Source organism: Nonomuraea sp. NPDC050556, from assembly GCF_044457355.1.
In the GTDB taxonomy this organism is placed as follows: domain Bacteria; phylum Actinomycetota; class Actinomycetes; order Streptosporangiales; family Streptosporangiaceae; genus Nonomuraea.
The window spans coordinates 361,680-384,858 of the sequence record NZ_JBITGU010000002.1 but is presented as its reverse complement, the minus strand read 5'-3'; the positions used below and the strand labels follow the sequence as shown (position 1 = coordinate 384,858).

24 protein-coding genes are annotated in these 23,179 nt (G+C 69.7%); 12 read left to right on the top strand and 12 right to left on the bottom strand.

The window, feature by feature from the left end:
* The 3 genes from ACIBG8_RS19980 (at position 1) to ACIBG8_RS19970 (ending at position 2,230) form a co-directional block, all read left to right on the top strand.
* Positions 1-474, top strand: coding sequence for a hypothetical protein (locus ACIBG8_RS19980; protein WP_397344328.1), 474 nt, complete (start codon positions 1-3; stop codon positions 472-474).
* A gap of 182 nt (positions 475-656) precedes the next feature.
* Positions 657-1,481 (top strand): glutamate racemase, encoded by an 825-nt coding sequence (gene murI, locus ACIBG8_RS19975; RefSeq protein WP_397344327.1) that lies wholly within the window; start codon positions 657-659, stop codon positions 1,479-1,481.
* Positions 1,478-2,230, top strand: a complete 753-nt coding sequence (locus ACIBG8_RS19970; protein ID WP_397344326.1) for an MBL fold metallo-hydrolase — start codon at positions 1,478-1,480, stop codon at positions 2,228-2,230. Before murI ends, ACIBG8_RS19970 begins: the two co-directional genes overlap by 4 nt.
* Here ACIBG8_RS19970 and ACIBG8_RS19965 read toward each other — a convergent pair.
* Positions 2,215-3,441 carry an MFS transporter gene (locus ACIBG8_RS19965; RefSeq protein WP_397344325.1) on the bottom strand — a complete coding sequence of 409 codons (1,227 nt, stop codon included), beginning with the start codon at positions 3,439-3,441 and terminating at the stop codon, positions 2,215-2,217. The genes ACIBG8_RS19970 and ACIBG8_RS19965 overlap by 16 nt on opposite strands.
* An 83-nt stretch (positions 3,442-3,524) precedes the next feature.
* Here ACIBG8_RS19965 and rph point away from each other — a divergent pair, with 83 nt between their 5' ends.
* The 3 genes from rph (at position 3,525) to ACIBG8_RS19950 (ending at position 6,704) form a co-directional block, all read left to right on the top strand.
* Positions 3,525-4,244, top strand: coding sequence for a ribonuclease PH (rph, locus tag ACIBG8_RS19960; RefSeq protein WP_397344324.1), 720 nt, complete (start codon positions 3,525-3,527; stop codon positions 4,242-4,244).
* On the top strand, positions 4,241-4,825 hold the full coding sequence (gene rdgB / locus ACIBG8_RS19955; RefSeq protein ID WP_397344323.1) for an RdgB/HAM1 family non-canonical purine NTP pyrophosphatase: 585 nt from the start codon (positions 4,241-4,243) through the stop codon (positions 4,823-4,825). Before rph ends, rdgB begins: the two co-directional genes overlap by 4 nt.
* A gap of 256 nt (positions 4,826-5,081) precedes the next feature.
* Positions 5,082-6,704: a molybdopterin-dependent oxidoreductase gene (locus tag ACIBG8_RS19950; RefSeq protein WP_397344322.1), complete on the top strand. Its 1,623-nt coding sequence runs from the start codon at positions 5,082-5,084 to the stop codon at positions 6,702-6,704.
* Here the strand turns inward: ACIBG8_RS19950 and ACIBG8_RS19945 are convergent.
* The 3 genes from ACIBG8_RS19945 to ACIBG8_RS19935 are packed head-to-tail and all read right to left on the bottom strand — an operon-like array spanning position 6,697 to position 9,613.
* Positions 6,697-7,512, bottom strand: a complete 816-nt coding sequence (locus ACIBG8_RS19945) for a carbohydrate ABC transporter permease (RefSeq protein ID WP_397344321.1) — start codon at positions 7,510-7,512, stop codon at positions 6,697-6,699. The genes ACIBG8_RS19950 and ACIBG8_RS19945 overlap by 8 nt on opposite strands.
* Complete coding sequence (locus ACIBG8_RS19940; RefSeq protein ID WP_397346148.1) at positions 7,509-8,372, bottom strand: carbohydrate ABC transporter permease; 864 nt, start codon at positions 8,370-8,372, stop codon at positions 7,509-7,511. Before ACIBG8_RS19940 ends, ACIBG8_RS19945 begins: the two co-directional genes overlap by 4 nt.
* Entirely contained in the window at positions 8,372-9,613 is a 1,242-nt protein-coding gene (locus ACIBG8_RS19935; protein WP_397344320.1) for an ABC transporter substrate-binding protein, read from the bottom strand. The genes ACIBG8_RS19940 and ACIBG8_RS19935 overlap by 1 nt, the downstream gene beginning before the upstream one ends.
* Positions 9,614-9,856: 243 nt before the next feature.
* On the opposite strand from ACIBG8_RS19935, the gene ACIBG8_RS19930 reads away from it, so the two are divergent.
* The 4 genes from ACIBG8_RS19930 to ACIBG8_RS19915 are packed head-to-tail and all read left to right on the top strand — an operon-like array spanning position 9,857 to position 13,203.
* Positions 9,857-10,831 carry a LacI family DNA-binding transcriptional regulator gene (locus ACIBG8_RS19930; RefSeq protein WP_397344319.1) on the top strand — a complete coding sequence of 325 codons (975 nt, stop codon included), beginning with the start codon at positions 9,857-9,859 and terminating at the stop codon, positions 10,829-10,831.
* On the top strand, positions 10,818-12,221 hold the full coding sequence (locus ACIBG8_RS19925; RefSeq protein WP_397344318.1) for an arylsulfatase: 1,404 nt from the start codon (positions 10,818-10,820) through the stop codon (positions 12,219-12,221). The genes ACIBG8_RS19930 and ACIBG8_RS19925 overlap by 14 nt, the downstream gene beginning before the upstream one ends.
* 17 nt (positions 12,222-12,238) lie before the next feature.
* Positions 12,239-12,952 carry a toxin glutamine deamidase domain-containing protein gene (locus tag ACIBG8_RS19920; RefSeq protein ID WP_397344317.1) on the top strand — a complete coding sequence of 238 codons (714 nt, stop codon included), beginning with the start codon at positions 12,239-12,241 and terminating at the stop codon, positions 12,950-12,952.
* Complete coding sequence (locus ACIBG8_RS19915; RefSeq protein ID WP_397344316.1) at positions 12,949-13,203, top strand: hypothetical protein; 255 nt, start codon at positions 12,949-12,951, stop codon at positions 13,201-13,203. The genes ACIBG8_RS19920 and ACIBG8_RS19915 overlap by 4 nt, the downstream gene beginning before the upstream one ends.
* 309 nt (positions 13,204-13,512) lie before the next feature.
* Here ACIBG8_RS19915 and ACIBG8_RS19910 read toward each other — a convergent pair whose 3' ends face one another.
* The 4 genes from ACIBG8_RS19910 to ACIBG8_RS19895 all read right to left on the bottom strand — a co-directional run bounded on the left by ACIBG8_RS19910 (position 13,513) and on the right by ACIBG8_RS19895 (position 18,672).
* The gene (locus ACIBG8_RS19910) at positions 13,513-16,008 is read right to left on the bottom strand and encodes an ABC transporter permease (protein ID WP_397344315.1); all 2,496 of its coding nucleotides are present in this window, start codon (positions 16,006-16,008) and stop codon (positions 13,513-13,515) included.
* 3 nt (positions 16,009-16,011) lie between these two features.
* Positions 16,012-16,764: an ABC transporter ATP-binding protein gene (locus tag ACIBG8_RS19905; protein WP_397344314.1), complete on the bottom strand. Its 753-nt coding sequence runs from the start codon at positions 16,762-16,764 to the stop codon at positions 16,012-16,014.
* A 91-nt stretch (positions 16,765-16,855) separates the two neighbouring features.
* Positions 16,856-17,521: a response regulator gene (locus ACIBG8_RS19900; protein WP_397344313.1), complete on the bottom strand. Its 666-nt coding sequence runs from the start codon at positions 17,519-17,521 to the stop codon at positions 16,856-16,858.
* A complete protein-coding gene (locus ACIBG8_RS19895; protein WP_397344312.1) occupies positions 17,518-18,672 on the bottom strand; it encodes a sensor histidine kinase in 1,155 nt (384 codons plus the stop codon). Before ACIBG8_RS19895 ends, ACIBG8_RS19900 begins: the two co-directional genes overlap by 4 nt.
* A 213-nt stretch (positions 18,673-18,885) precedes the next feature.
* On the opposite strand from ACIBG8_RS19895, the gene ACIBG8_RS19890 reads away from it, so the two are divergent.
* Complete coding sequence (locus ACIBG8_RS19890; protein ID WP_397344311.1) at positions 18,886-19,443, top strand: hypothetical protein; 558 nt, start codon at positions 18,886-18,888, stop codon at positions 19,441-19,443.
* Between the two features lie 3 nt (positions 19,444-19,446).
* On the opposite strand, the gene ACIBG8_RS19885 is transcribed toward ACIBG8_RS19890, so the two are convergent.
* The 3 genes from ACIBG8_RS19885 to ACIBG8_RS19875 form a co-directional block, all read right to left on the bottom strand.
* Complete coding sequence (locus ACIBG8_RS19885) at positions 19,447-19,932, bottom strand: hypothetical protein (RefSeq protein WP_397344310.1); 486 nt, start codon at positions 19,930-19,932, stop codon at positions 19,447-19,449.
* Positions 19,933-20,021: 89 nt separating this feature from the next.
* On the bottom strand, positions 20,022-21,074 hold the full coding sequence (locus ACIBG8_RS19880) for a hypothetical protein (protein WP_397344309.1): 1,053 nt from the start codon (positions 21,072-21,074) through the stop codon (positions 20,022-20,024).
* Positions 21,075-21,186: 112 nt separating this feature from the next.
* Positions 21,187-21,939, bottom strand: coding sequence for an SDR family oxidoreductase (locus tag ACIBG8_RS19875; RefSeq protein WP_397344308.1), 753 nt, complete (start codon positions 21,937-21,939; stop codon positions 21,187-21,189).
* A gap of 80 nt (positions 21,940-22,019) precedes the next feature.
* Here ACIBG8_RS19875 and ACIBG8_RS19870 point away from each other — a divergent pair, with 80 nt between their 5' ends.
* Complete coding sequence (locus ACIBG8_RS19870; protein ID WP_397344307.1) at positions 22,020-22,613, top strand: TetR/AcrR family transcriptional regulator; 594 nt, start codon at positions 22,020-22,022, stop codon at positions 22,611-22,613.
* Here the strand turns inward: ACIBG8_RS19870 and ACIBG8_RS19865 are convergent.
* A complete protein-coding gene (locus ACIBG8_RS19865; RefSeq protein WP_397344306.1) occupies positions 22,610-23,173 on the bottom strand; it encodes a hypothetical protein in 564 nt (187 codons plus the stop codon). The genes ACIBG8_RS19870 and ACIBG8_RS19865 overlap by 4 nt on opposite strands.
* Between the last annotated feature and the right edge of the window lie 6 nt (positions 23,174-23,179).

Here is a 23,179-nt window from a genome sequence, read left to right as displayed (position 1 = left end):
TTGCGTATTGCCGTCTCAGGACATCGCGGGCTGCCGCCACAGACCGCCTCAATGATCGACAGTGCGATCCGTGCAGAGCTGGCCGGACATGCCCCTGCGGTCACCGGGTTGTCTTGTTTGGCGGATGGAGCCGACCAGATCTTCGCCCGCGCCGTGCTGGATCTCGGCGGGAATGTCGAAGTGGTGATCCCCGCCGAGCAGTACCGCGACGGGCTGCCTGAAGAGGCACTGAGGGAGTACGACGCGTTGCTGAGCCAGGCCACGCAGGTGCATCGGCTCGCGTTCGTTGAATCCACCTCCGAAAGCCATATGGAGGCCAGCCGCCGCATGCTCGACGAGGCCGACGAGCTGATCGCCGTCTGGGATGGACAACCCGCCCGAGGGTACGGCGGAACCGCCGACGTGGTTACCGCAGCCAAAGAGTGCGGCATACGGGTCCGAGTCATCTGGCCCGACGGGGCGCGGCGCGATTGATTCTCAAATCTCTCGCTACTGTCGCAACGACTGACGACGCCTTTGGGGGCACTGACGGAAACTGCCAGAGGTCGCCAGCCACCGCAGGACCGGGGGCGGGAGGGTGGGCGGGTGGTGGGCGGGGAGGCGTTGTGAGGATTCTTACGATGTTGCGATCTCCCAGGTCGCTTACCCTCTGAAGCGTGTCGGACACGAGCATTGGAATCTTCGACAGCGGAGTCGGTGGCCTGACGGTCGCCAGGGCGATCATCGACCAGCTGCCCCACGAGTCGATCACGTATGTGGCCGACACGGCGCGCCAGCCGTACGGGCCGAAAAGTATCGCCGAAGTGCGCAAATACGCGCTGGAGGTGATGGATCACCTGGTGGAGAGCCAGGTCAAGCTGCTCGTCATCGCCTGCAACTCGGCCAGCGCCGCCGTACTCAGGGACGCCAGGGAACGCTACGACGTCCCGGTGATCGAGGTGATCCAGCCCGCGACCCGCAGAGCCGTGCGGGCCACGCGCAACGGCAGGGTCGGGGTGATCGCGACCAGGGCCACCATCGCCTCGATGGCCTACAACGACGCGTTCGCCGCCGCCCCGGACGTCACTCTCACCGGCGTGGCCGCCCCGCGCCTGGTGGAGTACGTGGAACAGGGAGAGACGATGAGCGACGAGCTCATCGAGGTCGTCCGCGGCTACCTGGAACCCATCCAGGAGGCCGGTTGCGACACGCTCATCCTCGGTTGCACCCACTACCCGCTGCTCACCGGCGCGATCTCCTACGTCGCCGGTGACGGTGTCACGCTGGTTTCCAGCGCTGACGAGACGGCCAAGGACGTCTATCGGGTCCTTCATGACCGCGGCCTGGCGGACGAGAGCGGAGCCATCCCCCGGCACCGCTTCGGAGCCACCGGCGACTCCACGCTCTTCGCCCAGCTGGGACGGCGTTTCCTGGGCCCTGAGATCGACACGGTCGAGGTTGCACCAGTAGGGGGTATGACCGTGAATGGGAGGCCCAGATGAAGGTGACCATCATCGGGTGCTCGGGTAGCTTCCCGGGCCCCGACAGCCCCGCGTCCTGCTATCTGGTGGAGGCAGAGGGGTTCAGGATGCTGCTCGACTTCGGCAGCGGCTCGCTGGGCGCGCTGCAGCGGTATGTCGGGCTGTATGACATCGACGCGATCTGCCTGTCGCACCTGCACGCCGACCACTGTCTGGACATGTGCTCGTATCACGTGGTCCGCACGTATGGTCCGGCTGCGCCGTACCCGAGGATTCCGGTCTACGCGCCGCAGGACGCACCGCACCGCCTCGCATCCGCGTACGGCATGCCGGACGAGCCGGGCATGGAGACGGCCTTCCAGTTCGTACGGCTCGCGCCCGCGAAGTTCGAGATCGGCCCCTTCACCCTCACCGCCGGCCTGGTCAACCACCCGGTCGAGGCCTACGGGTTCCGCGTCGAGCACGGCGGCCGGTCGATGGCCTACTCCGGCGACACGGGCGAGTCGGCCGAGCTGGTGAAGCTGGCCGAGGGCGCCGACCTGCTGCTGTGCGAGGCGTCCTTCCTGGAGGCACCCGACCTGCCGACGGACCTGCACCTGACCGGCCGCCAGGCGGCCGAGCACGCTGCACAGGCCGGGGCGGGCAGGCTGGTGCTCACGCACCTGGTGCCGTGGAACGACAGCGACCGGATCCGCGAGGAGGCGTCGGGCGGCGGCTTCGACGGCCCGATCGACCTGGCGCGCAGCGGAAGCGTTTACGACCTGGCCTGAGTGGTCGGCTCGAAGTCGCGCATCCGGGGCAGCGGCGAGAACAGCAGCGGCACGAACGACAGCAGCCGCCCCGCCATGAACACCCACAAGGCCTCGCGCACGCCGATCTGCTGGGCGACCGCACCGCCCAGCAGTGCGCCGAGCGGCATCACGCCCCAGCTGATGAACCTGACCGTGGCGTTCACCCGGCCGAGCAGCTGCGGCGGGGTGACGGTCTGGCGGTAGGTGATCTGGCCGACGTTGAACAGGATCGCGCCCGCCGACAGCCCGATCGAGGTGATGGCGAAGAACGACGCCCGCCAGTCGCTCTGGGTCATCGGGAGGAGCAGTCCGAACGGCGCGGTCAGGGTGGTGGACAGCCAGGTGACCCTGGCCGCGCCGAACCTGCGGAAGAGGGGGCCGGTGATGAGGCCGCCGAGCACGCCGCCGGCCGCGCTGGACATCAGCAGGGCGCCGACCGCGCCCGGCGGCAGGTCGACGACGGTGGACAGGAACAGCACGGACAGCCCGAGCACCGCGCTGATGCACAGGTTGTGCATGAAGGTCGAGGCCACGATCATGCGCTGGACGTGGTCGCGCCACACGAAGAGGAGGCCCTCGGCCATCTCGGTGCGCAGGCTGCGCCGTGCCACCACGGGCGGCTCTGGCTCCTGGGCGCGGATCCGGCTGAGCGCTAACACCGAGGCGAGCGCGGAGACGGACGTCGCGAGCATCGTGAAGGGAGCGCCGACGAGCTGGACCAGGAGACCGCCGATCCCGGGGCCGAGCAGTCCGCCGCCGGAGCGGACGAGCTCCAGCCTGGCGTTGCCGTCGCCGAGCCCCTCCTTGGGGATCAGCACCGGTAGGTAGCTCTGGTCGGCCACGTCGTTGAAGACCTGCGCGGTGCCCACCGCCATGGCGACGAAGAACAACATCGGCATCGACAGGACCCCGAACGTCTGCGCCACCGGAATCGCGGCGAGCAGAACGAACCTGACCAGATCGGTTGACATCAGTATCGGGCGGCGGCGCAACCGGTCCACCCACACGCCGGCAGGCAACCCGATCACCAGGAACGCCGCTGTCTGCAGGCTCGACAGGAGCCCGACCTCCAACGGCGTCGCGTGCAGTGCCAGCACGGCTACCAGCGGCAACGCGACCCTTGACACGTGGGCGCCGAGTTCGTTGGCGACGTGCGAGCTCAGGAACCTGAGGAAATCAGGGTTTCGCAACACCCCCGTTGTCATTGCGTAAGGATCCATGTGTCGGACAGGGCCGGTCAAGACCGATCTGCCACGGAGATAGGGTGATCTGCATGTCTCGACAGGATGGACGCACCCCCGATCAGCTGCGGCCGATCAGCATCACCAGAAACTGGCTGACGCACGCCGAGGGCTCGGTGCTCATCGAGTTCGGCGGAACCCGGGTGTTGTGCGCCGCCTCGGTCCAGGACAGCGTGCCGCGCTGGCGCAAGGGCAGCGGCGAGGGCTGGGTGACCGCCGAGTACGCGATGCTGCCGCGCGCCACCAACACCAGGAACGACCGCGAGTCCGTGCGCGGGAAGATCGGCGGCCGCACGCACGAGATCTCCCGGCTCATCGGGCGCTCGCTGCGCGCCTGCGTCGACTACAAGGCGCTGGGCGAGAACTCCATCCTCATCGACTGCGACGTGCTGCAGGCCGACGGCGGCACCCGCACGGCCGCCATCACCGGCGCTTACGTGGCGCTGGCCGACGCGGTGGCGTGGATGATGAAGCGCAAGATGTGCAAGAGCGACCCGCTGGTCGACTCCGTGGCGGCGGTCTCGGTGGGCGTGGTGGGTTCCACGCCGCTGCTGGACCTCTGCTACGTCGAGGACGTAGCGGCAGAGACCGACATGAACGTGGTCATGACGGGATCCGGGGCGTTCGTCGAGGTGCAGGGCACCGCCGAGGGCGCGCCGTTCGACAGGAACGCGCTGAACCAGCTGCTCGACCTGGCCGTCGCCGGTTGCGAGGAGCTGACGCTGCACCAGAGGGAGGCCCTGGGCCGATGAGGATCGTTCTCGCGACCCGCAACGCGGGCAAGATCGCCGAGCTGCGGCGGATCCTGAGCGGCTTCGAGATCGTGGGACTCGAGGAGTTTCCCGAGATCGGGGACGTGAAGGAGACGGGGCTGACGTTCGCGGAGAACGCGCTGCTCAAGGCGCACGCGGTGGCGCAGCAGAGCGGGCTGCCCGCGGTGGCGGACGACTCCGGGTTGTGTGTGGACGCGTTGAACGGGATGCCGGGGGTGTTCTCTGCGCGGTGGTCGGGGACGCATGGGGACGACAAGGCGAACCTGAACCTGTTGCTGGCGCAGATCTCGGACGTGCCGGACGAGCATCGGGGCGGGAGCTTCGTGTGCGCGGCGGCGCTGGCGTTGCCGTCGGGGGTGGAGCGGGTGGTCGAGGGGGTGCTCCCGGGGACGGTCATCGGGGCGCCTCGTGGATCCAATGGCTTCGGGTATGACCCGATTTTCGTGCCCGAGGGGGATGCGCGCACGACGGCCGAGCTGACGGCCGACGAGAAGGACGCCATCAGCCACCGCGGCCGCGCGTTCCGCGCGCTCTCCCCGATCGTGGCTGAGCTCCTTTAGGAGCGCACACAGAAAACCTTCCTGGGGTTCTGGGCGCTCAGGAGCGCAGGCCCGTGGGGGTTGGGGTTCTTTGAGGGCTGAGGTCCCATTGGCGGGTTGGGGTCCTTTAAGAGCTTGTCTGTACGGCGGAGCCGTGGGATCGCCACCCGCCGCACTTCGGCGGGCGGCCGTCCATCATGGCACTCCAGCGGCGAGCGCCGGTCGCCGTAACCGGCGCGTAAGAACTGCCGCACCACCCAGGGCGTAGCGTCGAGGGGTGAAGAGCAACGATGTTGTGCCGCGGTGGGCCGGAGCGCTCATCGGGCTGGTGGCCGGCGGGGTGGCGCTGGGGATCGCGTACCTCGTCGCCGCGATAGTGAACCCGGCCGCCTTCCCCGTGGTGGCCGTGGGTGACGGGGCGGTGGATCTGTCGCCTGCGCCGCTCAAGGAGTGGGCGATCCGCTCCTTCGGCGAGAACGACAAGACGGTGCTCGTGGGCGGGGTCCTGGTCGCGCTCGTGCTGTTCGCGGCGCTGATCGGGATCGTGGCCAGCAGGCGGCTGGCCTTCGGGCAGATGGGGTTCGTCCTGTTCGGGGTCGTGGGGCTGGTCGCCGTGGTGACCAGGCCGGGCACGGGCCCGCTCGACGTGCTCCCGACAGTCATCGGTGTCGCCGCCGGAGCGTGGGCCCTCGGCTGGCTGCTCCGCCGAGCGGTCTCCGAGAATCAGCAGGTCTCCGAAAATCAGCAGGTCTCCGAAGAGCAGCAGGTCCATGAAACGCGGGCCGACGAGGCGGAGCGGCCGCCGGTCATGCGGGCCGGGGCGGACCTGCTGGCCTTCGACCGCAGGAAACTGCTCACCGGCGTCGCAGGGGGTGTAGCGGTCGCCGGAGTGGCCGGGCTGGCCGGGCAGTTGCTCGGCGGCCGCCGCGTGGGCGACGTGGCCAGGACGAGCGTCGCCCTGCCCACCCCGGCGCAGGCCGCCAAAGCCCTCCCAGCAGGCACCGACTTCAACATCCCCGGCCTCTCACCCTTCTTCACGAAAAATCGGGACTTCTATCGGGTGGACACCGCCCTCATCGTCCCCCAGGTCAACCCGAACGACTGGACCCTGAAGATCCACGGCCTGGTCGACAGGCCCATGGAGCTCACCTTCGCCGAGCTCATGAAGCGCCCCCTCACCGAAGCCGACGTCACCCTCACCTGCGTCTCCAACGAGGTCGGCGGCGAGTACGCGGGAAATGCCCGCTGGCTCGGCGTCCGCATGGCCGACATCCTGCGCGAGGCAGGCATCAAGGACGGCGCCGACATGCTGCTGTCCACCTCCGACGACGGCTGGACCTGCGGCACCCCGGTCGACGTCGTCATGGACGGCCGCGACGCCCTGTTCGCCATGGCGATGAACGGTGAGGTGCTCCCGGTCGAGCACGGCTTCCCCGTCCGCCAGGTGGTGCCCGGCCTGTACGGGTACGTGTCGGCGACCAAGTGGGTGGTCGACATCAAGGTGACCAGGTTCGACACCGACGAGGCCTACTGGACGCCCAGGGGCTGGTCGGCGAGGGGCCCGATCAAGACCCAGTCGCGCATCGACCTCCCAGCGCAGGGCAAGAGCCTCAAGGCCGGCCGTACGGCTGTCGCCGGGGTGGCGTGGGCGCAGCACACCGGGATCGACGCGGTGGAGGTGCGCATCGACAAGGGCGCGTGGCAGCAGGCCAAGCTGGCCGCGGTGCCAGGACCGGACACCTGGCGGCAGTGGTCGCTCGACTGGGACGCCACCCCGGGCGAGCACACCATCGAGGTGCGGGCGACCGACGCGGCCGGCCGTACGCAGACGGAACGGCAGGCGCCCCCGGCGCCCGACGGGGCGACGGGGTGGCACACGGTCACCGTGAGCGTCACTTGAGTCCGGTCAGGGTGATGCCGCGGACGAAGTAGCGCTGGCTGAACAGGAACAGCACGGCGGTCGGCACGAACAGCACCACCGCGCCGGCCGCCGTCAGGTGCCACAGGATGAACTCCTCCTGCGCGAACATCGTCAGCCCGACCGGGATCGTACGCATCTCCTCGGTGCTCGTGGCGACCAGCGGCCACAGGAACTCGTTCCACTGGTGCACGAAGGTGAACAGGCCGAGCACCGCCAGAGCGGGCTTGAGCTGCGGCAGGATGACCTGCGCGTAGACGCGGAACTCCGAGGCGCCGTCGATGCGGGCGGCGTGGATGAGGTCGTCGGGGATCGGCTGGACGAACTGGCGGCACAGGAAGATGCCGAACGCGTCCATGAGGAACGGCGTGATCAGGCCCTGGTAGGTGTTGAGCCAGCCGAGGTTGGCCATGGTGACGTAGAGCGGGATCATCCGGATGAAGAACGGGATCATCATCGTGCCCAGCACCGCCACGAACAGCGTCTCCTTGAAGGGGAAGCGGAACTTGGCGAAGGCGTAGCCGACCAGCGGGTCGAGCAGGATGTGGGCCAGCGAGATGGTCCCGGCGACGACCACGCTGTTGACGACGAACCGCCCGAAGGGCGCCTTGGCGAAGATCTCGGCGTAGTTGCCGAACTGCGGCGTTGCTGGCCAGAGCACCGGCGTGCCCTGCATGGTCTCGGCCTGCGTCTGCAACGACAGCGAGACCATGTAGAGCAGCGGCAGCACCGCCACCAACGCGACCACCAAAAGCACGAAATATCCGGCTACACGCGAGTAAATGCTCACAAGGTCACTTCCCTGCGCCGCCCAGCACGCAACTGCAGCACGGTCACCACGGCGATGACGATCAGCAGCAGGAACGACATCGCACTGGCGTAGCCGAAGTCCCGCTCGTCGAACGCCGCCCGGTAGACGTGCAGGATGTAGAGGTCGGTGGCCCCGGCGGGCCCACCCTCGGTGATCAGATAGGCCAGCCCGAACGACTGCAGCCCGCCGATCACCGCCATGATCGACACGAACAACGTGGTGGGCGCGAGCAACGGCAGCGTCACCGACGTGAACCGCCGCCACGCCCCGGCGCCGTCGATCAGCGCCGCCTCGTAGAACATCTGCGGGATCCCCTGCAGCCCCGCCAGGAAGATCACCATCGTGTACCCGGCCTGCGACCACAGCTGCACCCCGACCAGCACGGCCAGCGGATGCTCGGTCAGCCAGTCCTGACCGGGCAGGCCCAGCGCGACGAGCACCCGGTTGAGGATGCCGAAGTGCGGGTTGAGGATGTTGCGCCACATCAGCCCGACCACCACGACCGAGGTGAGGTACGGCACGAGCAGCAACGCCCTGAACAGCACCCGCCCGCGCAGCTTCTGGTTGAGCAGCAGCGCCAGCCCCAGCCCGAGCACCACCGCGCCCACGGTGACCGCCAGCGCGAAGCCGAGGGTCACCGCGAACGAGTGCTGGACGGCCGGATCGCTCAGGGCCCGGGTGAAGTTGGCGAGCCCGGTGAACTGGTCGGCCCGCACCCCGGTCATCGCCGACGTCGACAGCACGTTGCCGATCGGCAGGTAGAACATCACCGCGAAGAACACCAGCGCGGGCGCGATGAAGAGCAGGGCGGTCCGCGCGTACCGCCGGTCGAGCGACATCACCCGCTCACGATGGGCTTGACCGTGGCCTGGAACTCCTCGTACGCCTGGGCCGCAGGGACGTTCTGGATGAGCACGCTCTGGTAGAGCTTCTTGAACGGCTCCTCCAGCTGCGGCGCCTTGCCGGTGGCCCGCAGCTCGACCGAGAAGTCCCGCGCGTAGCCGAGCCCGTCGGCGAACCCCTTGAGCACCGGGTCGCTCTGCACCTCGGGCAGCTTGCCCCACGACTTGCGCGGCATGAGCATCGACGCCTCCTTCGTGGCCGCCTGCTCGGTCTGCAGCGCGGTGAGGCGCTTGATCAGGTCCCAGGACAGGGCCGCGTTCTTCGCCTTGGCGGGGACGAAGAGCGAGGCCCCGGCGGCGTAGGTGGCCTGAACCTGACGGCGAAGCGCGGGTGCGATGGCGAACTTGAGGTCGGGCGCTCCGGTGCGGATGGGCTTGATGTCCCAGGGGCCGGTGAAGATGATCGCAGCGCGCTTGGCGGTGAACAGCTTCTGCGGCTCGGTGTAGTCCGTGGTGGCCGTGGGGACAGGCGCGACCTTGTGCTTGTGGACGAGGTCGGCGAGGAACTGGAGCGCCTCGACCGCCTTGTCCTTTGGCCCGAGCACCTCCTTGGTGGCCGGGTCGTAGTAGCGCACGCCGTTCTGCAGCAGCCAGTTGGAGGCGTAGTCGTTGGCGGGCGCCAGGGCTATGCCGTACACGCCGTCCTTGGTGAGCTTCCTGGCGGCCTCGACGAGCTCGTCCCAGGTGGTGGGGAACCGGGTGATACCGGCGGCTTCCAGCAGTTCGGTGTTGTAGACGGGGAGGTTGGCCGTGAGGTGCAGTTGCACGCCGAACACCTGGCCGTTGTGGGAGTTGCGCTCGACGGTCTCGGGCTGCCAGTCGTCCAGGAATCCTGACTCCAGGTACGGCTGCAGCGACAGGGCGTCGCCGGACATCGCGTACTGCTTGACCCAGCCGCCGCCCTCCTCGACCAGGTCGGGCACGGTGCCCGCGGCGAGGTCGGCGGTGAACCTGGTCTTCAGGTCGGGCCAGGCGAACTTCTGCACGTTCACCTCGACGCCGTGCGCCTTGCCGAACTCCGCGAAGACCTGCTGGTAGGCCGCGTAGTTGTGGCCGTTGTTCCAGTAGACGGTGAACGCGGCCTTTTCGGCGGCCGGGGCTCCCGAGCAGGCGGACAGCGCGGTGCCGCCAAGAGCGAGTCCGGACAGGCGCAGCAGGTCGCGACGGGACAGAGTCATGGGGGATGCCTTTCCAGCGAGTGCGAGAAAGGCCGAATACCTGGAGGTGAGCGCGGGTGCAACGCGCGGTGAGCCGAGAAGCTAGCACGGGGTGGCGCGGCTGGGCAACTATGCTAGATTCCCTACCAACTTATCTGGTTAAACGTTCCGTTGACAGCGGCCCGTTAAACGATTAACAATCCCGAGGAAGCCGAATCCTGGAGATCCCCGGCGGGTGCCCAAGCGCCTGGGACAATTCGATCTATGAGGAGCTCCATGCCCACCGTCCGCGACGTCGCAGCACGCGCCGGAGTGTCGGTGGCGACCGTCTCCTACGTGCTCAACGGCAGAGGCGAGACCCGGGCCAGGCCCGAGACCAGGGACCGGGTGCTCGCCGCCGCGGCCGAGCTCGGCTACACGCCGAGCTTCTCCGCGCGCGGCCTGCGCCGGGGCCGCACCGAGCAGGTCTACGTGGTGCCGCGCTGGCCAGGCTCGCCGTTCGCCGCCGCGCTCGCCCGCGACCTGTCCGACGTGGGAGAGCGGCACGGCTACTCCACCGCGATGTTCGTCAAGGGCGACTGGCTCGCTCACCTGAGCCGGCGGGTGGCCGACGGCGCCGCGATCGACCTGTGGCACCGCCGTACGCAGCCCGATCTGTCGGCCCTGGTCGAGATGGGGCTGGCGCTGCTGGTGTTCGGCAACGGCATCGAGCCCGACGGGTTCGACGTCGTGCGGAGCAACGAGCAGGAGGCCTGCGAGGCGGCCGTGCGCCACCTCGTCGCCGCCGGGCACACGCGGATCGCGTGCCTGTGCCGCCAGCCGTACGAGGAAGAGGACGGCTACCTGCCGATCCGCTTCGAGGCGTTCGCCAACGTGGTGGGGTCGTACGATCCTTCGCTGGTCACGCATACCCACGGATCTTGGGAGCGGGGTTACGAAGTGACGCTCAAGTTGCTCAGCCGTCCCGACCGGCCCACCGCGCTGTTCGCGCTGAGCGACTCGGCCGGGGTGGCCGCCTACTGGGCGGCGCAGCGGCTCGGGCTGCGCGTGCCCGACGACGTCGCCATCATCGGCGTCGGCGGCGTGCACGACCGGGCGAACGTGCCCGTCACGTTCGTCGAGCCCGACCGGATGGACTTCGCCGAGGAGTCCGTCCGCCTGTTCGACCGGCTGGCCGACCCGGGCCCCGGGCAAGTGATCTTCCAGAACTGGAGCCTCGTCCACCGTGGCACGGCCTAACATCCTCGTCGTCCTCACCGACCAGTGGCGCGGCGACTGCCTGTCCATCGAGGGGCATCCCGTCGTGGAGACCCCGTTCATCGACCGCTGGGCCTCCGGCGCCCGCCGCTTCACCCGCGCCTACTCCGCCAACCCGACCTGCGTGCCCGCCCGCGCCTCCCTGATGACCGGGCAGCGCGCCGAGACGCACGGCAGGATCGGCTACCGCGACGGCGTGCCGTGGGAGTACGACACGACGCTCGCCGGGGAGTTCACCCGCGCCGGATACCGCACCCACGCGATCGGCAAGCTGCACGCCTACCCGGAGCGCAACCCGCTGGGGTTCGAGAGCGTCGAGCTGCACGACGGATACCTGCACTTCGCCCGGCGCAACGCGGCCGACCTGGCCGACATCGACGACTACGTGCCGTGGCTGCGGGAGGTCACGGGGCGCCCTGACGCCGACTACGCCGAGCACGGCGTCGACTGCAACAGCACGGTCGCCAGGCCGTGGGACAAACCCGAGTGGCAGCACCCGACGAACTGGACCACGCAGCGGGCCGTGGAGTTCCTCCGCACGCGCGACAGGGAGCGGCCGTTCTTCCTGTTCGCCTCCTACCACCGGCCGCACCCGCCCTACGACCCGCCCGCCTGGGCGTTCGAGCAGTACCTGGGCCGCCACATGCCGCCGCCGCCCGTGGGCGCTTGGGCTCACGACATGTGGGGTACGGCGGGCAAACCGCACGACCCGGCCTCGCCGTACCTGGAAATGTCGGCTCAGGCGCTGAACAGGACCAGGGCCGGTTACTACGGGCACATGACGCACATCGACCACCAGGTGAACCGGCTCCTGGAGGTCGCCTTCGAGGAGCACGCGGAGAACACGATCGTGCTCTTCTCCTCCGACCACGGCGAGCTGATGGGCGACCACAACCTCTTCCGCAAGTCGCTGCCCTACGAGGGGTCGGCGCACATCCCGTTCGTGCTGAGCGGGCCGGGCGTCGAGCCCGGCGTGGACGAGCGGGTGGTGGAGCTGCGCGACGTCATGCCGACGCTGCTCTCGCTGGCCGGGCTGCCCGTGCCCGCGTCCGTCGAGGGGCGCAGCGTGTTCGACGAGCCGCGGTCGCTGCTGCACGGGGAGCACGTGGAGCACGTCATGGAGGTCGCAGGGGACGTGCACTGGCTGACCGACGGCAGGTGGAAGTACGTCTGGCGCAGCAGCGACGGGCGCGAGCAGCTCTTCGACCTGGCGACCGACCCGCACGAGCTCGACGACCGGGCGGGGGACCTCGCGCCGTGGCGCGCATCGCTCGTGGCACGGCTTGACGGGCGGCCGGAGGGCTTCGTGCGGGACGGGGAGCTGGTGCCAGGTCGGCCCGTTTCCGCGATCCTGGCCAATTACCGTGCGTGATGCCCTACGATCGGGGCGTGTTTCGCGACCACCCTGCTGAGGGGCAGTACAACCCGGTGGTCGCCGACGGGGTGCGCTGGCAGGACTACGAGCTGGCAGCGGACGGCTCCGCAGGGGCCGACTGGTTCGATCTTCCCCATCGGCCGCCAGCGCTCGCAAGCTGCCGGCCGTACGGCGTGCCCGGCGGGCTGGCCCGACCCGACCCGCAGGTCGAGCAGGACCTCGCGCGCGCGGTCCAGGACCGGTTTCCCGACCCGCGCGGCACGTGGATCCGGTTGATCAACGCGGAGGGGGCGGCCGACGACCCGTTCCGGGCGAGCAACGCGGCCGACTGCGCTTTGGCCGTGCTGTCGACATGGCACGGGGAGGCCGCGGTGGCCGCTCCGCGGCAGCCCGAGTACGACCGGATCGGGCGCCCCGTGCTGTCGGGGGAGGCGGGCGGGGTGGCGCGGATGGAGCGGTGGCTGGGCCAGCGGTTCGTCCGCGCCGGGGCCGACCGCGGGGCTTATCCGCTGATCGCCCGCGGGCTGCTGGAGGCGGGCCACGGGGCTGCGGCGGTTCTGGTCGTACGGTGGCCCGGGGGCGGGTCGCACGCTTGGAACGCGGTCAACTCGTCGGGCGAGGTGATCTGGATCGACGCGCAGCGGGGGCACATGGCGGTGGAGCCCTTGTATCCCTCGGTGACGGGGGTTTTCTGCGTGATCCTCAACAGGAGGGGCGAACCCTCATGAACCTCGACCAGGCCCGTGCGCTGGCGGAGGAGTATTTCAACGGCGTCCGCGCGGAGTCCTTGGAGCTCGGTCTCCACAGCTTCAACGAGGGCTACGTCGCGTGGTCGAAGGACGACGACTCGACCGGCCTCCCGGACGTCGTTGGCGGCGCGTGCATCGTCATCGACAAGGCGACCGGAGAAGTGGCCATCCGCCCTCTCCTCAACCCGGAAACCGTCGCCGAACAATGGCCCGGCCGCACCACCCGCTAACGCCCTCAACCCCATAACCACCCTCAAGACCCTGAGGACCTCAAGACCCCAGGGTCTTCAACCCCTGAGGTCCTTCAAGACCTTGAGGTCTTCGACCCCTGAGGTCCCTCAAGACCTTGGGATCTTCAACGGGGTTGAGGACCTCGTGCTGTCGTCAAAAGGACCTCAGGATTGGACCCCTGGGGTTAAGGCCTCAAGCGCTTGAGGACCCATGCGTAGAGCCGGGCGTCGCCCCCCACGAAAGACGCCCGGCTGCTACGGCGATGCGGGGCCGCGATGGGATGCAACTCGCCTGGCGGCCCCGCAGGTCTAGTCGCTGGCCAGCGACCCCACGATCGAGGCCCTGGCTGCCTTCCGGGCGGGGAGGACCGCGGCGAGGACACCCGCGACGCCGGACAGCACCACGAAGAGGGCGATCTGCCCGCCAGGCAGCCGGAACGACACGTCCTCCAGCATCGTCTGCATCGCCGCCCACCCGAACACGACGCCCAGCACCACGCCCACCAGCGCCCCGATCAGCCCGAGCACCAGCGCCTCCACCGACAACATCCGCCGCAACTGCGGCCGAGTCAGCCCCAGCGCCCGGAGCAGCGCCGACTCCCGGGTCCGCTCGTGCACCGACAACGACAGCGTGTTCGCGATACCCAGCAAAGAGATCAGGATCGCCAACCCCAGCAACCCCGTGATGATCATCAGCATCATGTCGAGCGTCTCGTCAAACGCCCCGCGCACCTCGGTAGAGCTGCTCACCTTGACGGTCGGATACGCGGTCGCCGCCGCGTCCACCACCTTGCGCGCCGCGACAGGATCCACCCCGTCCTTCATGTTGACCATCAACTGCGAGTCCGGCAGCTTCCCGAAATACCGCTCGAACGACTCCTCGGCCACGGTCACACCAGGCAGCGGCGAGCTCTCGCTGTCGAGGATCGCCACCACCTTCAGCGGCACGACCCCCTCCTTCTTCGTCTTCAGCGAGACCGTGCCACCCACGGAAACCCCGAGGTCCTTGGCGTGGTAGTCGGCCAGGGCGACCTTGCCTGGCCCGAACCCCCGCATCGTCCCCGACTTGGCCGCCGCGTTGACGGGCCCGCTGAACGTCCCGACGTCCACCCGGTTGTCACCGATCCTGGCCGGGGTCTCGCGCAGTTCGAGCACCGAGCTCAGCTCCGGCCGCCCGCGCAGCTCCTCGGCCACCGACCGCGGGATCGTGGCGTCGCGCTTCTGGGTGGCGAGCATGTAGTCCACCGGGAACTGCTCGTCGAGCTTGGCGCTGACGCTCACCCGCGCCGAGGCGGTGATCACCGAGATCAGCGTCATCAGCGTCACGCCGATCGTCAGCGCCACGGTCGTGGTCGCCGCCCGCTTGGGGTTGCGCCCCGAGTTGTCCACGGCCAGCCTGCCCGGCACGCCGAACAGCTTGCCGGGCACCCACCCGACGAACGCCGACAGCGGCTTGACCAGCACCGGCCCGAGGATCAGCACCGCGACGAACGTCAGCGCACCCCCGGCCATCACCGCGAACAGCGGCGCCTCGCTGCCCGGCTCCATGCTCAGCCCCACCACGCAGGCGCCGACGCCCGCCAGCAGGAACAGCCCGGCGAAGATCGAGCGCAGCACGCCGGTGCGGAAGGTCTGCTCCTCCGCCTGCGTGCGCAGCGCCGCGATCGGCGCCACCCGGGTGGCCGACCGCGCGGGCAGCAGCGCGGCGCCGACGGTGACCACCAGCCCGAGAACCAGCCCGATCACGATCGTCCTGCCCGACAGCATGGCGGCAGCGCCCATCGGCATCGGCGCGTCGAACGTGCGGAGCACCGCCATCGCTCCGGCGCCGAGCCCCCAGCCCACGACCAGACCCAGCACCGAGGAGATCAGGCCGACGACGGCCGACTCCAGCAGGATCGAGCCGAACACCTGCTTGCGCGTCGCCCCGATGCACCGCAGCAGCGCCATCTCCTTGGTCCGCTGCGCGACCAGGATGTTGAAGGTGTTGTAGATGACCAGCGCCGCCACCATCATCGCGATCAGGCCGAACATCAGCAGCCCGAGCTTGAGGAAGTCGTTGCTGACCCCGTTCGACTTGGCCACGTCGGCGGCCAGTTCCGCCCCCGTCTGTACGGTGACCCCGGCGCCTGCCACGCTCGCCACGGCCTTCTTGAGCGCCGCGGGATCGGCGCCCGCGACGTCGATCTCCCTGAAGCCCTTCTCGCCGGTCAGCCGCTGCGCGACCTCGGTGGTGAAGCCGACCGCGCCGGTGAAGCCGAGCTCCTGGTCGACGCCCGTGTCGATGGTGCCGACCAGCTTGAAGTCGTGCCTGGCGCCCTTGGCGTCGAGCACGGTGACGGTGCCGCCGAGCTGGAAGCCCTGCGCCTTGGCCGTGTTCTTGTCGACCACCGCCTGGTCGGCGCCCGACGGTGCGGCGCCGCTGACGAGGATGGTGCGGTTCAGCGGGCCGGAGACGATGGAGATGGCCGTCGTCGGCATGCTGCCGACGGCCTTGCCGTCCTTGCCCAGCAGCGGGGCGGGGCCGCGGACGAGGCCCTGGGCGTCGCTCACCCCGTCGACGGCCCTGACCTTGTCCAGGAGGTCACCGGGAAGCGGCTCGGTCTCCTTGTCCGTCGGCCCGGGGATGAGCGCGACGGCGACCTTGTCCGCGTCGGCGGAGAGGCGCTGCGAGAAGCCCGCCTCGATGGTGTCGGTGAGCACGAACGTGCCCGCGATGAAGCCCACGCCCAGCGTGATCGCCAGGGACGTGAGCAGCAGGCGCAGCTTGTGCGCCCGCAGTCCGGCGAGAGTCGTCTTCAGCAACGCTCACGCCTCCAGCTTCATCAGCGTGTCGAGCACCGACTGCGGCGTCGGCTGGTACAGCTCGCTGACCAGGGAACCGTCTCGCAGGAAGACCACGCGGTCGGCGTAGGAGGCGGCTACAGGGTCGTGGGTGACCATGACGATGGTCTGGTTGAGCTCGCGGACGCTGGTGCGCAGGAACGACAGCACCTCGGCGCCGCTGCGCGAGTCGAGGTTGCCGGTCGGCTCGTCGGCGAAGATGACCTGCGGCTTGCTGATCAGCGCCCGCGCGACGGCGACGCGCTGCTGCTGGCCGCCGGACAGCTCGGTCGGCTTGTGGCTGAGCCGGTCGCCGAGCCCGACGGTGTCGATGACCCGGTCGAACAGGAGCTGGTCGGCCTGCCGTCCGGCGATCTCCAGGGGGAGCCTGATGTTCTGCTCGGCGGTCAGCGTGGGCAGCAGGTTGAAGGCCTGGAAGATGAAGCCGATCCGCTCACGCCGCAGCAACGTCAGCTGCTTGTCGTTCAGCCCGGTCAGCTCCACGTCGCCGATGTGCACCGAGCCCTTCGTCACCGAGTCGAGCCCGGCCAGGCAGTGCATCAGGGTGGACTTGCCGGACCCGGAGGGGCCCATGATCGCGGTGAAGGCGCCGGTCGCGAACGCGATGTCCACTCCGCGCAGCGCGTGCACCTGGGCGTCGCCCTTGCCGTACACCTTGGTCAGGCCGCTGGCCACGACCGCGTGAGGGGCCTGTCGCCGGGTATCGGTCAGGGTCACGTTCTCTCCTTGGTTGGGGACGTGACCACGCTATTTGCGGAAATCTTGAGATACCTGGGCCCTGAGGATGGACTCTCCGTCAGACGTGGGACTACCCGTCTAGGCCTTTCGGCCGATCCGACGGCACCACGAGACCCGCCTCGTAGGCGAAGACCACCACCTGCGCCCGGTCGCGCAGCCCGAGCTTGGCCAGCACCCGGCCGAGATGCGTCTTCACCGTCGCCTCGGCCAGCTCCAGCGCGGTGGCGATCTCCGTGTTCGACAGCCCGCGCGCCACCATCAGCAGCACCTCGCGCTCGCGCGCCGTCAGCAAGGCCGCGTCGGCGTGCTGCTCCTTGCCCGGCAGGTGCGCGGCGAAGCGCTCCAGGAGCCTGCGCGTGGTGCTCGGCGCCATCACCGCGTCTCCGGCGTGCACCGACCTGATGGCGCTGATCAGGTCGGACGACGGCACGTCCTTCAGCAGGAACCCGGAGGCGCCCGCCTTGATCGCGCTGTAGGCGTACTCGTCGAGGTCGAACGTGGTCAGGATGAGTACCTTCGGCCCGTCGATCAGCCTGGTCGCCTCGACGCCGTCCATCCTGGGCATGCGCACGTCCATGAGGACGACGTCCACCTCGGTGGTCTCCAGCTTGGCCAGCGCCTCGACGCCGTCGCCCGCCTCGGCGACGACCTCGATGTCCGGCTGCGCGCCCAGCACCATGCGGAAGCCGACGCGCAGCAGCTCCTGGTCGTCGACCAGCATCACCCTGATGCTCATGCGGCGACCGGCAGCCTGGCCTGGACCTGGAAGCCGCCACCCGGGTTCGGGCCGGCCTGTACGGCGCCGCCGTACATGCCGACGCGTTCGCGCATGCCGATGAGGCCGTGGCCGCCGAGGCCGGGCAGGGCTGCCGCGCCGCGTCCGTCGTCGGTGATCCGTACGAGAAGCTCCTGGTCGGTGTAGTCGAGCTCGACGGTGGCCCGCACGCGCGGGCCGCCGTGCTTGAGCGCGTTGGTGAGCGCCTCCTGCACGATGCGGTAGATCGTCAGCTGCTCGCCCTCAGGCAGGTCCACGGGGGTGCCGGTGATCTTGAGTTCGACCGGCAGGCCCGAGCCCCTCACCAGCTCGGTGAGCTGGCGCAACCCGGGCTGGGGCAGGTAGTCGGTGGCGGAGGGGTCGTCCTGGCGCAGCACGCCGACCAGCCTGCGCATCTCCTTGAGCGCCTCGCGGCCCGTCTTGGAGATCGCCTGTACGGCCCGCCGCGCCGCTTCGGGGTCGCTGTCGATGGCGTATCCGGCGCCGTCCGCCTGCACCACGATCACGCTGACATTGTGCGCCACGACGTCGTGCAGCTCGCGGGCGATCCTGGTGCGCTCCGCGGCCGCCGCGATCCTGGCCTGCTGGTCGCGCTCGCGCTCCGCGCGTTCCGCGCGTTCCTCCAGGCCCTCCAGGTAGCGGCGGCGGGTGCTGGCGTAGATCCCGGCGAGCCACACCGTCACCGGGACGGTCGACATGAAGATGAACATGCTCAGGCTGACGTCGTCGTAGTTCACCAGCGCCAGGAAGACGCCGAACTCCACCACCAGCCCGGCCGCGATGGCCCAGCGGCGGGTGCAGTGCGAGGTCACCGCGAACAACCCCAGCATCAGCGCGACGTTGGCCGGGATGGGGTCGACCTTGCCCAGCCACTGGGCGAAGCTGACCAGCGCTATGGCGGCGAAGGCGAGCCTGGGGTGGGTGTTGCGCCAGTAGAGCGGGACGAGGAGGGCGGTGGTGAGCAGCGCGTAGGCGGCGAGATTGGCGCCGCCCGGCCAGTAGCCGCTGAACGTGACCAGGGTGAACAGGCACAGCAGAACCAGCGGCGACGCCCAGAGGACGTCGACCAACCTGCTGTGACGCCGAGACCAGGCGCGTACCTTGCCGAACACATCATTACGATATGTAACTTTGCCTGGGGCTCCGTCCACCTCAAGAGGGATCCCGGACTACGACCCTGGTCGCACATGCCCGGGATGCCGTGGAGTTCCCAACGAAAGGACCTCCGGCACAGGTCTCCCCTCAGGAGCTCTTACACGGGCCTTACGGGGTACAGGGCATGGTGGTTTTTGGGAGCGCCTTCGGGCGAGTAAAGGGAGATCGTGATGGCGGATCATGATCGTGACGCCGGGTCGCGCGGCGAAGAGGAAGCGCCGCGCGACCCGACCCCTGAGCCTTCAGGGGACGTCACTCGCGAGGGCCCGGCCCCCGATTCTCCAGGGCCCTCCGACCCCAACCCGGACCCCGCCCACGACGAGCCGCCCGGCGGCCGCCCCTCGGACGCAGCCTTCTCCGCGGATCCCCCCGCAGGAACCTTCCGCGACACGGCGCACACCCGGCCCGCCGCAACCCCCGGTCCCACGTTCGGAGACTTCGTACGGCAGCGCCACACCCAGATCTTCGGCGCCGCCCTCATCGGCCTCATCGTCGGCGCCCTGCTCGGCGGCATCGCGGTCGCGGTGGTCAGCAACATGGTGCACCGCGGCGACCGGCACGTGCACGTCCACGACCGCGTCCCCTACTGGCGGCACGACGACGGGTGCCGCCCGGTGCCCGGCGGCACGTGGTGCAGGGGATTCCCGGACGATCCCAGGATCTACCCGATGCCCGTGCCCTCGGTGATCCCCAAGACCCCGCTGCCGACCCCCAAGCCCACCTCCTGACGATCAGGACGACAGCTTGGCGCGCAGCACGTACCCGTCGAGGGTCTTCAGCCACTTCCCCTGCGGCGTGCCGATCACCTTGTCGCCGAAGTCGAGCCGGCCGACCACCGGGTACCCCTTGCCCGGCCCCGAGCGCAGCGGCGCACCGGCGGGGTCGGCCACGTAGGCGGAGTAGGCGCGGGTCGGGCGCGGCTTCTGCAGGCGGCCCAGGTAGACGAAGCCGCCACCGTCGATGTTCACCCAGTTGCCGGAGATCGTGCCGGTGACCCTGGTGCCGAACGGCAGCCAGTCGATCGTGTCGTACGCCTTGCCCGGCCCCGACTTCACCGGCGCGCCACCCTTGGAGCTGACGGAGAACCCGCCGCGCGCCGCCGTGACCGGCGTCTGCACACCGGGCCCGCTGTCGCTCGCCTGAGCCGCCCCCGCGAGGCCCACACCGGAGAGTCCCACGACTGCCACCAGCAGCGAAGCCACGATCGTCTTACGCATTTCATCCCCCTAGAACCGGATTTATCCCGACACCTCGAACGATGCCGGAACCTTCCCTAGGGCCAAGCTGCGAGGACGTTATGGCGCGGCTAAGCCGTACGGCGTCGCCAGTAGGCGTAGACGGCGGCCCCCAGCAACGGCCCCCAGATCGGGCAGGGAAACAGCAGGACGAACACCACGCGGTCGAACCAGCCGTCCATCTGTACGGCTCCCGCCAGCACGCCGGGCGCCGCGACGCACAGGACGGCGGCCGCGAACGTGCCGGGAACCACGGCCAGCATGACCGGCACGTCACGGCCGCCCACCCGGGGCATCCAGCGCGGGAAGACCTCGCCCCAGCGGCTGATCAGCCCCAGCGTGAGGACGAGCCCGAGCACCGACGACATGCCGATCATGAACCCCTGCAGGCGCGTGGCGGCGTCGCCGCCGCCGGGCATGACGAGGATGACGTGCCCGCCCACCGGGTCGTACCCGCCCAGCGGCCACGGCGTCGCCCACGACAACCTGGCCACCGCGTACGGCAGAGCCCCCACGGCCGCCGCGACCGTCACCCACCGCCCCCACCGCACCGGCCCACCCGCGCGTTCCGCCGTGCCGCGCCCGCGCAGCGCCACCCACGCCCAGGCCGCCGCAGCGAGCGCCATCCCCCAGGCCCACCCGATCCGCCCCGCGTAGGATCCGAACCCCTTGGCCAGGTTGTACGCGTACCCGATGATCACGCCGTTCCCAAGCCCCACCACGGCACCGGCCACCAGCAGCGCGGCGGCCACGAACGCGACCGGATACCGCCGCACGCACCCCGCGACGACCACCGCGACCACCCCGGCGACGAGCAGCGGGATCGCCGCGTACCCGATCGACGACAACACCCCGGCGTCCGACATGACCAGCAGGAAGAACGCCGCCTGCGCCGCGGCCCCGGCGGTGGCGACCCGCGGCCACGACCGCCCGACGGCGGCGAGCAGCAGCCCGAACGCCCCGGAGACCAGCATCAGCGCGACACCGGCGTCCCGCTCGATCCAGTGCGTGACCCCCACCGTGACCCGGTCGGCCGCGCCGTACGGATAACTGCCCGGTACGGCCAGCCAGACGGCACCCACCACCAGCGCCGCCATCGAGACCAGCACCCGCATGTACCCCATCGCCCTGCGCCTCCAAATCCGATTCCCTCAGGAGTCTGGAGGCGGGCGGGCGGCGGCTGATCACCCTTGCGGGGGAGAGCGCTCCCTCGCGAGAGGGTGATCGGCCCGGCGCCTAGAGCAGGGCCCCGCCGGTGGCGTCGAGCTTCTGGCCGGTGACCCAGCGGGCGTCGTCGGAGGCGAGGAACGCGACCACCCCGGCCACGTCGTCGGGCATCCCCACCCTGGCCAGCGGCGAGCGGGCGGCGGTGGCCTCGCGCGCCGCCTCGTTCGAGCGCAGCCATCCGGCGTTGAGGTCGGTGTCGATCGCGCCGGGGTTGACGGCGTTGACGGTGATCCCGCGCGGGCCGAGCTCCTTGGCGAGCGTCGTGGTGAACACGTCGATCCCGGCCTTGGACATCGAGTACGCGATCAGCAGAGGGTCGGTCAGGCCGAGGGTGTAGCTGGTGGAGATGTTGACGATGCGGCCACCGTCGCGCAGCCGTTCCAGCCCGAGCTTGGCGAGGAAGAACGGCGCCCTGGTGTTGACGGCGATGATGCGGTCGAACATCTCCTGCGAGGTGTCGGCGATGGTGCCGACCTCCGCGATGCCCGCGTTGTTGACCAGGATGTCCAAGCCGTCGGCGTGCGTGTCGAAAGCCGACCACAACGCCTCGACGTCGCCGGGCACACCGAGCTCCGCCTGGATGACAAAAGCCGAGCCGCCCGCGCTCTCGATCGCCGCGGCGGTCTGCTTGGCCGCGTCGGTGTTGGTCGTGTAGTGCACGCCCACCCGAGCGCCCTCCCGTGCCAGCCGTTCGGAAATCGCCCGCCCGATGCCCCGGCTTCCCCCGGTGACCAGCGCGGTCTTGCCCGTCAATGCGCCCATGACGCCACAACCTTTCTATATCGATCGTTAGAGAAATGACCGTAGCAGCAAATCTCTAACGAGCGCTATAGAATGTTGGCATGGCGACTCCCGCACGCGGGCGGCCCCGATCGTTCGACCGGTCGGCGGCCCTGGACAAGGCCGTCCGGCTGTTCTGGTCGAAGGGCTACGAGGCGACCTCGATCAGCGACCTGACGGCGGCGCTGGGGATCGGCGCGCCCAGCCTCTACGCGGCCTTCGGCGACAAGAAGGCGCTGTTCGACGAGGTGGTGGAGGCCTACGGGATCCGTTATGGCGGGTTCATGGCCCGCGCGCTGGCCGAGGAGCCCACGGCGAAGCAGTCCATCGCGCGGCTGCTGCACGAGGTGGCCGACGAGCACACCCGGGTCGGGCGGCCGCGCGGCTGCATGCTGTTGTGCGCGGGGGAGAACACCAACAACGCCGACGTGGCGGAACACCTGCGGCAGCTCCGCGCGGGCAACGTGGCGGACTTCGAGCGGCGCATCCAGGCCGACGTCGAGGCCGGTCTCCTGCCCCAGGACACGGACGTCTCGGTCCTGGCGCTCTATATCGGGTCGGTGGTGAAGGGCATGTCGCAGTCGGCGCGCGACGGCGCCACCCGGGAGGAGCTGGAGCAGGTGGCCGCGATGGCCATGCGGGGGTGGCCCGGCTAGCAGTAACCGGCGCTGGGAGTGCTGAGCGGCTCACCCGTAAGGGGGTCGAGCCGCACGCTGAACACCCGCCCGTCGTTGACCCGGATGTCGAGCGACCGCGGCCCCGTCCAGGTGAGGGAGTCGTAGGCGTCGTCGACGACGTCGTCGTTGAAGCAGGCCAGCGGCCACTGCCTGGTGAACAGCCCGGCCTCGCTGCGCAGGTCGAGCCGGACGAGGGTGTCGGGGCCGAGCCCGGCCATGGAGGTGCGGACCTGGACGCGCAACGGGTCGGGGCCGTCGACGAACGTCACGTCCACGTTGCCGCCGAACGCCAGGGCCAGCGCCCCGAGCCCGGTCAGCGCGCAGACCGGCAGCATGAGCAGGACCACCGCGGTCACCCGTGCCCACCTGGGCCTGAGCGTTCGGTGCAGGGCGAAGGCGAGCAGCAGGCAGGCGAGGACGCCGAACAGGTACGGGTGGTTCAGGTAGTCGGTGAGAAGGATCAGCGAGGAGGTGGTGAACGCGGCGACGGCGGCGAGCGCGCCGAAGCCGAGCGAGAGTAAGAACGCGGTGACGCGCACGGCACT

Bases quoted from the DNA above. Each gene is read 5' to 3' on its own strand.
- ACIBG8_RS19970 (WP_397344326.1), top strand. From the start codon at position 1,478: ATGAAGGTGACCATCATCGGGTGCTCGGGTAGCTTCCCGGGCCCCGAC.
- rph (WP_397344324.1), top strand. From the start codon at position 3,525: ATGTCTCGACAGGATGGACGCACCCCCGATCAGCTGCGGCCGATCAGC.
- rdgB (WP_397344323.1), top strand. From the start codon at position 4,241: ATGAGGATCGTTCTCGCGACCCGCAACGCGGGCAAGATCGCCGAGCTG.
- ACIBG8_RS19940 (WP_397346148.1), bottom strand. From the start codon at position 8,372: ATGTCGCTCGACCGGCGGTACGCGCGGACCGCCCTGCTCTTCATCGCG.
- ACIBG8_RS19935 (WP_397344320.1), bottom strand. From the start codon at position 9,613: ATGACTCTGTCCCGTCGCGACCTGCTGCGCCTGTCCGGACTCGCTCTT.
- ACIBG8_RS19930 (WP_397344319.1), top strand. From the start codon at position 9,857: ATGAGGAGCTCCATGCCCACCGTCCGCGACGTCGCAGCACGCGCCGGA.
- ACIBG8_RS19915 (WP_397344316.1), top strand. From the start codon at position 12,949: ATGAACCTCGACCAGGCCCGTGCGCTGGCGGAGGAGTATTTCAACGGC.
- ACIBG8_RS19900 (WP_397344313.1), bottom strand. From the start codon at position 17,521: ATGAGCATCAGGGTGATGCTGGTCGACGACCAGGAGCTGCTGCGCGTC.
- ACIBG8_RS19890 (WP_397344311.1), top strand. From the start codon at position 18,886: ATGGCGGATCATGATCGTGACGCCGGGTCGCGCGGCGAAGAGGAAGCG.
- ACIBG8_RS19885 (WP_397344310.1), bottom strand. From the start codon at position 19,932: ATGCGTAAGACGATCGTGGCTTCGCTGCTGGTGGCAGTCGTGGGACTC.
- ACIBG8_RS19880 (WP_397344309.1), bottom strand. From the start codon at position 21,074: ATGGGGTACATGCGGGTGCTGGTCTCGATGGCGGCGCTGGTGGTGGGT.
- ACIBG8_RS19875 (WP_397344308.1), bottom strand. From the start codon at position 21,939: ATGGGCGCATTGACGGGCAAGACCGCGCTGGTCACCGGGGGAAGCCGG.
- ACIBG8_RS19870 (WP_397344307.1), top strand. From the start codon at position 22,020: ATGGCGACTCCCGCACGCGGGCGGCCCCGATCGTTCGACCGGTCGGCG.